General features: G+C 36.6%; 1 protein-coding gene. It reads right to left on the bottom strand.

What is annotated here, in order from left to right; genetic code table 11:
• Positions 1-344 (bottom strand): hypothetical protein (locus tag AOA60_RS32910; protein ID WP_218240951.1); only part of this gene is annotated, 344 nt, incomplete at both ends.

The following is a 344-nucleotide window of genomic DNA, read 5'->3' on the forward strand; positions in this document are numbered from 1 at the left end:
CCTCTCCATTGAAAATATGTCATATCCAATGAAATTGTCTTTCCTGCTTCACATAAATAAGAGCCGTCTTTTTTGACCACACGGATCGGTTCAGACCAGTCATTCTTATTTGCTGGATTTCCATTTTCCTTCAATTTCATAACATGTGCTTCCTGATGGAAAAATTCTCCTGGTGTCGCTGCTAGAAATATATAAAGATCTTCTTCTATGATATGAAATTCTGGGGCCCACAGTAAATTTCCGACGTGGTCATAGGTTTTCGTATCCAATATTAACTTTTCTTCTGCATCTTTCAAATCAGGTATAGTATTCGCTTCACGAACAAATAACGTTTGATTCTTATC

It is taken from the genome of Pseudomonas sp. 2822-17 (assembly GCF_002742485.1).
Lineage (GTDB): Bacteria > Pseudomonadota > Gammaproteobacteria > Pseudomonadales > Pseudomonadaceae > Aquipseudomonas > Aquipseudomonas cyclaminis.